This window comes from Wolbachia endosymbiont of Drosophila bocki (assembly GCF_028982005.1).
GTDB lineage: Bacteria > Pseudomonadota > Alphaproteobacteria > Rickettsiales > Anaplasmataceae > Wolbachia > Wolbachia pipientis.
On sequence record NZ_JAPQLG010000207.1, the window covers coordinates 1 to 3,357 of the forward strand.

At 50.0% G+C, this 3,357-nt stretch carries 1 tRNA gene and 2 rRNA genes; all 3 read left to right on the plus strand.

The window, feature by feature from the left end:
- The first annotated feature begins 155 nt into the window (after positions 1-155).
- The 3 genes from OZD61_RS05110 to OZD61_RS05120 all read left to right on the plus strand — a co-directional run bounded on the left by OZD61_RS05110 (position 156) and on the right by OZD61_RS05120 (position 3,356).
- A 23S ribosomal RNA gene (locus OZD61_RS05110) occupies positions 156-3,067 on the plus strand.
- Between the two features lie 92 nt (positions 3,068-3,159).
- Positions 3,160-3,275 (plus strand): 5S ribosomal RNA (gene rrf / locus OZD61_RS05115).
- Between the two features lie 7 nt (positions 3,276-3,282).
- A tRNA-Asn gene (locus OZD61_RS05120) sits at positions 3,283-3,356 on the plus strand.
- Position 3,357: the final 1 nt, after the last annotated feature.

Here is a 3,357-nt window from a genome sequence, read left to right on the forward strand (position 1 = left end):
ATTGTTCATTGAAAACTGGATATTGAAGTAAAAAAGTAATCAAAACAAACCGAGAACACCGCGTTGAAGAGTTAATTAACTGTTCGAAGCTTATTTTATTGACTAACCTTCTATCGCTAGAAGAAGTGGTCAAGACCCAACCGTAAGGTTGACAAGGTTAAGTGAATAAGGGCGCACGGTGGATGCCTTGGCATTAGGAGCCGATGAAGGACGGGACTAACACCGATATGCTTTGGGGAGCTGTAAGTGAGCTATGATCCAGAGATTTCCGAATGGGGAAACCCAGCATCTTTTATAGGATGTTACTTTCCAGTGAATACATAGCTGGTTAGAGGTAGACGCAGAGAACTGAAACATCTAAGTACCTGCAGGAAGAGAAAGAAAATTCGATTCCCTGAGTAGCGGCGAGCGAAACGGGAAAAGCCCAAACCAACAAGCTTGCTTGTTGGGGTTGTAGGACTCCGTTGTGGTAGTCTGTCAAGATAGTCGAAGGACTTGGAAAGGTCCGCCAAAGTGGGTAATAGCCCCGTAGACGAAATGTTGGCAACACCTAGGAGGATCCTGAGTACGGCGGAACACGAGAAATTCCGTCGGAATCCGCGGGGACCATCCCGCAAGGCTAAATACTCCCTAATGACCGATAGTGAACCAGTACCGTGAGGGAAAGGTGAAAAGCACCCCGGAAGGGGAGTGAAATAGATCCTGAAACCGTGTGCCTACAACAAGTCAAAGCCCGTTAATGGGTGATGGCGTGCCTTTTGTAGAATGAACCGGCGAGTTACGATTGCATGCGAGGTTAAGGTGAAGAGCCGGAGCCGCAGCGAAAGCGAGTCTGAATAGGGCGATTGAGTATGTAGTCGTAGACCCGAAACCATGTGATCTACCCATGGCCAGGTTGAAGGTGTGGTAAAACGCACTGGAGGACCGAACCCACGTACGTTGAAAAGTGCGGGGATGAGCTGTGGGTAGCGGAGAAATTCCAAACGAACTTGGAGATAGCTGGTTCTCTCCGAAATAGCTTTAGGGCTAGCGTCGAAGTTGAGAATGATGGAGGTAGAGCACTGTTTGGACTAGGGGCCCATCTCGGGTTACCGAATTCAGATAAACTCCGAATGCCATTCATTCATATTCGGCAGTCAGACTGCGAGTGATAAGATCCGTAGTCGAAAGGGAAACAGCCCAGACCACCAGCTAAGGTCCCAAAATATATGTTAAGTGGAAAAGGATGTGGGGTTGCACAGACAACTAGGATGTTGGCTCAGAAGCAGCCACCATTTAAAGAGTGCGTAATAGCTCACTAGTCGAGTGACCCTGCGCCGAAAATGTACCGGGGCTAAACATATTACCGAAGCTGTGGATCACACCTCTGGTGTGATGGTAGGAGAGCGTTCTAAGGGCGTTGAAGGTCGATCGTGAGGACGGCTGGAGCGCTTAGAAGTGAGAATGCCGGTATGAGTAGCGAAAGACGGGTGAGAATCCCGTCCACCGTATGACTAAGGTTTCCTGGGGAAGGCTCGTCCGCCCAGGGTTAGTCGGGACCTAAGCCGAGGCCGAAAGGCGTAGGCGATGGACAACAGGTTGATATTCCTGTACCAGTTGTTTTTGTTTGAGCAATGGAGGGACGCAGGAGGCTAAGGAATGCATGCGACTGGAAGTGCATGTCCAAGCAGTAAGTCTTGAGTAGAGTCAAATGCTTTACTCTGTACGGACAAGCTGTGATGGGGAGGGAAATAATAGTACCGAAGTTCCTGATGTCACACTGTCAAGAAAAGCTTCTAGTGAGAAAACAACTGCCCGTACCGTAAACCGACACAGGTAGTCGAGGAGAGTATCCTAAGGTGAGCGAGCGAACTCTCGTTAAGGAACTCGGCAAAATGACCCCGTAACTTCGGGAGAAGGGGTGCTGACTTCGGTCAGCCGCAGTGAATAGGCCCAAGCGACTGTTTATCAAAAACACAGGTCTCTGCAAAATCGAAAGATGACGTATAGGGGCTGACGCCTGCCCGGTGCTGGAAGGTTAAGAGGATGGGTTAGCTTCGGCGAAGCTCAGAATTGAAGCCCCAGTAAACGGCGGCCGTAACTATAACGGTCCTAAGGTAGCGAAATTCCTTGTCGGGTAAGTTCCGACCCGCACGAAAGGCGTAACGATTTGGGCACTGTCTCAACGAGAGACTCGGTGAAATTTTAGTACCTGTGAAGATGCAGGTTACCCGCGACAGGACGGAAAGACCCCATGGAGCTTTACTGTAGCTTGATATTGAGTGTTTGTACCACATGTACAGGATAGGTAGGAGCCGATGAAACCGGAACGCTAGTTTCGGTGGAGGCGCTGGTGGGATACTACCCTTGTGTTATGAACCCTCTAACCCGCAGCCCTTATCGGGCTGGGAGACAGTGTCAGGTGGGCAGTTTGACTGGGGCGGTCGCCTCCTAAAAGGTAACGGAGGCGCCCAAAGGTTCCCTCAGAATGGTTGGAAATCATTCGCAGAGTGTAAAGGCAGAAGGGAGCTTGACTGCGAGACTTACAAGTCGAGCAGGGACGAAAGTCGGGCTTAGTGATCCGGTGGTTCCGCATGGAAGGGCCATCGCTCAACGGATAAAAGCTACCCTGGGGATAACAGGCTTATCTCCCCCAAGAGTCCACATCGACGGGGAGGTTTGGCACCTCGATGTCGGCTCGTCGCATCCTGGGGCTGTAGTCGGTCCCAAGGGTTGGGCTGTTCGCCCATTAAAGCGGCACGCGAGCTGGGTTCAGAACGTCGTGAGACAGTTCGGTCCCTATCCGTCGCGGGCGTTGGAAATTTGAGAGGAGCTGTCCTTAGTACGAGAGGACCGGGATGGACTTACCGCTGGTGTACCAGTTGTTCTGCCAAGGGCATTGCTGGGTAGCTATGTAGGGAAGGGATAAACGCTGAAAGCATCTAAGTGTGAAGCCCACCTCAAGATGAGATTTCCCATTTCTTTAAGAAAGTAAGACCCCTGAGAGATGATCAGGTAGATAGGTTGGAAGTGGAAGTACAGTGATGTATGGAGCGGACCAATACTAATCGGTCGAGGACTTAACCAAAAGAAATAAAATAAAAGATCTTGGTCAATTTGATTACAACTTCAATCCAGTTTTGAGTGAACAATCACTCAAGTAAATACAACAACACCCAGTGTGGTGGCGATAGCGAGAAGGATACACCTGTTCCCATGCCGAACACAGAAGTTAAGCTTCTTAGCGCCGATTGTAGTGAAGGGTTTCCCTTTGTGAGAGTAGGACGTCGCCACGCTAATTATTCCGGCATAGCTCAGTTGGTAGTAGCGCATGACTGTTAATCATGATGTCGTAGGTTCGAGTCCTACTGCCGGAGT